This is a genomic window from Streptomyces sp. NPDC058231 (assembly GCF_042882275.1).
Taxonomy (GTDB): Bacteria; Actinomycetota; Actinomycetes; order Streptomycetales; family Streptomycetaceae; genus Streptomyces.
This window is the reverse complement of record NZ_JBHVWN010000154.1, coordinates 1-3,066: the sequence shown is the minus strand read 5'-3', so window position 1 is coordinate 3,066 and position 3,066 is coordinate 1. Positions and strand designations below refer to the sequence as shown.

General features: G+C 66.1%; 2 protein-coding genes. Both read left to right on the top strand.

Annotated elements, in window-relative coordinates:
- Positions 1 to 391 precede the first annotated feature (391 nt).
- Positions 392 to 961 carry a dihydrofolate reductase family protein gene (locus ACFVXE_RS38875; RefSeq protein WP_389678496.1) on the top strand — a complete coding sequence of 190 codons (570 nt, stop codon included), beginning with the start codon at positions 392 to 394 and terminating at the stop codon, positions 959 to 961.
- A gap of 487 nt (positions 962 to 1,448) precedes the next feature.
- Positions 1,449 to 1,943 carry a hypothetical protein gene (locus tag ACFVXE_RS38870; protein WP_389678495.1) on the top strand — a complete coding sequence of 165 codons (495 nt, stop codon included), beginning with the start codon at positions 1,449 to 1,451 and terminating at the stop codon, positions 1,941 to 1,943.
- The last annotated feature ends 1,123 nt before the right edge of the window (positions 1,944 to 3,066 follow it).

Below are 3,066 nucleotides of genomic sequence, written 5' to 3'. Positions count from 1 at the left end.
GGGGCACGGTAGTCCCGGAGACTCAGGCCGAGCCGGCGTATCCGACCGCCAGGACAATCAACGTCATCGTGTCGTGGCCAAGGAAAATGACGGCTCGGAATGGGCGAGCGGGTTCTCCTGCGCGTCGACGAGGCGAAGGTCCAGGTCGCGGCGGGCGAGTTCGGGGAGCTGCTGTAACACCTGCGCAAGGCCCTTCCGGCACGGCATCGACCTGCGCATCCCGCTCCAGTCCTGCTCCGCGGGCTGCGTTCCGCCACCACCGCCACCGCCCCGCGGCCTTCCGGCCTGACGGTCAGCGACCAGACGCCCTAATCGGTACTGCTCCGTCACCGATGATTTTTCGAGCTGGAGGCCGTCTGTCTCTTGTACCCCAACGCTACGGGAGGCTGTAATGCGCAAATTGGTCGTCACCGAGAACCTCACACTTGACGGTGTGATGGACATGGCTGGGGGCTGGTTCGATCCGTTGGCCAAGGAGACCGATCAGTCCGACATCACAGCGGCCATCACCGAACACCGGGACGCGGCTGACGCGCTACTCGTGGGCCGTAACACGTTCGAGGCGTTCCGCGGCTTCTGGCCGCAGCAGAAGCACGATCACACAGGCATCTCCGCCTACCTGAACGCAGTAGACAAGTACGTCGTCTCCCGCACGATGGACGATCCCGGCTGGGAGAACTCCACGGTGCTGCGCGGCCCCGTCCTTGAGGAGGTGCAGGCATTGAAGAAGGCTCCCGGTCGCGACATCGTCGCTACAGGCAGCACGCAACTCGTCCACGCACTGATGTCTGGAGGGTTGGTGGACGAGTACCGGCTGTTCGTCTTCCCGGTCGTTGTCGGTTCCGGTGTCCAGCTGTTCAAGTCCGCCGAGATGCACCTGGAACTACTGGAGACACGGCCGTTCCTGTCGGGGGTCGTACTGCTCCGCTACGCGACTGCCCACCACAGGACTGCCTCGTAGAGGCATGCTGAAAACGGGCGACACCCTCCGTACTCTCAAATCCTTGCCTACGACATCGCACTCGGTCCCGTTCGCCGGCTCTGTCGCTGATAGGTGAAGGCCGGCCTGGCGTGACTGTGTCGCCTGGTGTCGGCTGATGCCCGGACCTGATCAACGGATCCTCAGGCCCGCCCCCGTCGCGCCGGCGCGCAGCAACGGCTCAGCGCAGGCCGCGAGCCGCGGCAGCTCCGCAACAGCCGGCTCGGGGTCCTTGAGCGCGAGAACGCGCACTCTTGGATCCGGCTCCTCGACGACACTGCGCAGGGACTGTCGAGGGAAGGTGGGGTGGCCCACCAGCAGCGGTCGGATGCGGGAGACGTCGCTGTGGGCGCGGAGCAACCGCGGAAGGACCTTGTGGCGGTGTGTCGAGCAGGGATCGCGCCGATCCGTGGTTTCGTGGGAAAGCTCTGTGAAACCAACAGCAAGGCAGGGAGAGTCCAGTATGCGCATGAACCACACATCCGTCGCTGTCGCCGCCGTCGCTTTGGCGGCCATCACAGGGCTAGGTACCGCCCGGGCCGCGACAGCGGGAGACGTCGAGGCTCCGTCGGCATGCAGGCCGGCCAACCACCTCGCGAAGATCACACGTGACCGGGCCAGTTCCGGGCGCGTCCACTTCCGGGTCACGCTGACCGCGCCGAAGGGGTACGCGCCATGCAAGTTGGTCGGCTCCCCGACCGACGTGGCCTTCGCGAACCACGGTTCGCCGCTCGACGTCAGGGTCGGCCGGTACGGCGGTCAGACCACCGTGGTGACCTTCGGTCCGGGCCACCCCGTCCACTTCGATATCTGCGTCCCCAACAACGGCCACGGCACCCCCACGGACGAGGCGTCGTTCACACTCCGGGCTCCAGCCGGAGAGATCCCGGGTACCTCCGTCGCCGAAGGCCACTTCGAAGTCACCACCGGTACCGCCATCGGCCCGATCCAGCCCGGAGCCTGACACCTCACCGGTGGCCGCATGGGTCCGGGCTGTTCCGGTCGTTCGCGTACGCCTCACGCCTCGCAGCACTCCACGGGACACCGACCGCGTCCATCGGGAGACGCGGCGCGCAGCCTTTTGTGCGGTACGGATGTCCAGGGAACCCTCTTCGTGAAGACGGGGAACAACCCCAAGTTGGAGGTGCACGTGCAGAGTCGTTCGGCAAACAGGAAGCTCAAGCGGAAGACATGACTTCTCGTCGTGCTCTGAAATCAATGAGCGGAGAGCTGTGTGCCGGGGCCGAGGACGCTGATGCCTCGGCGTGAGGTCTCGACGAGTTGGGCGGTGGACCTGGCGCACCCGAGTCGGTGAGGGTGAGGAGACCATCACCCCGACCATCATCGTGGGCGCGCCCGCGCCCAGGACGACGGTGGTGAACGCCCCCTCGATTTGTGTACCTTGACGGCGTTGCGTCCGTGGAAGTGCGCGGGTGCTTCGGCTCCCGAGGGCGCGGCCTGCCTGCAACGGTGGGACCGCCGTTGCGCATCACCTCGCGCGTGACCGTCGAGGTCCGGAGGTCCCGCCGACGCGCGAACGTGCGGGTGATGTGCTGGTCCGGTCGGCCCGTTGCTCTGCCTGGAGACTTCGGACAGAGCAACGTCAGGCGCTCCGGCGGCGGATGCCCGCAGAGGCGAGTACTACCGTCGGTACCGACACCACCACTGCCCAGCCCAGGCGGCGCGACTGGAAGGAGGCGCACGACGCCTCTACTCCCTTGTCCATCAACCCGTGTGCAGAGCTCCACCCGGTGCCGAGAACTGAGTGGCACATGGAGCCGGGGTAGCCTGAGCTGATGTCCGGCGCGCTGGTCAGCAACCACAGGATCATGCCGACCCCGACGCACGCCAGAAGCCACATAAGCGTGATTGTTCTGGTCATGGCATGACGGTACGACATCACTGACGTGTACGACGAGACGCATGCCGCAGTATTCGTCCTGGAACACTTCCTGCACCCGCGCCGACGGCGAGACCCCGGAAACTCTCCGGGGCGGCGACCATGGCGCCTACATCGTCGGCGCGTTCGCCCCAAAGCCCAGCCTTCCCAATGCCACACCCACTCAGGCCATACCTGGCTCTCGGTC

What these genes read in the sequence shown, in the direction of transcription:
- ACFVXE_RS38875 (WP_389678496.1), top strand. Translation starts at nt 392, where the DNA reads ATGCGCAAATTGGTCGTCACCGAGAACCTCACACTTGACGGTGTGATG.
- ACFVXE_RS38870 (WP_389678495.1), top strand. Translation starts at nt 1,449, where the DNA reads ATGAACCACACATCCGTCGCTGTCGCCGCCGTCGCTTTGGCGGCCATC.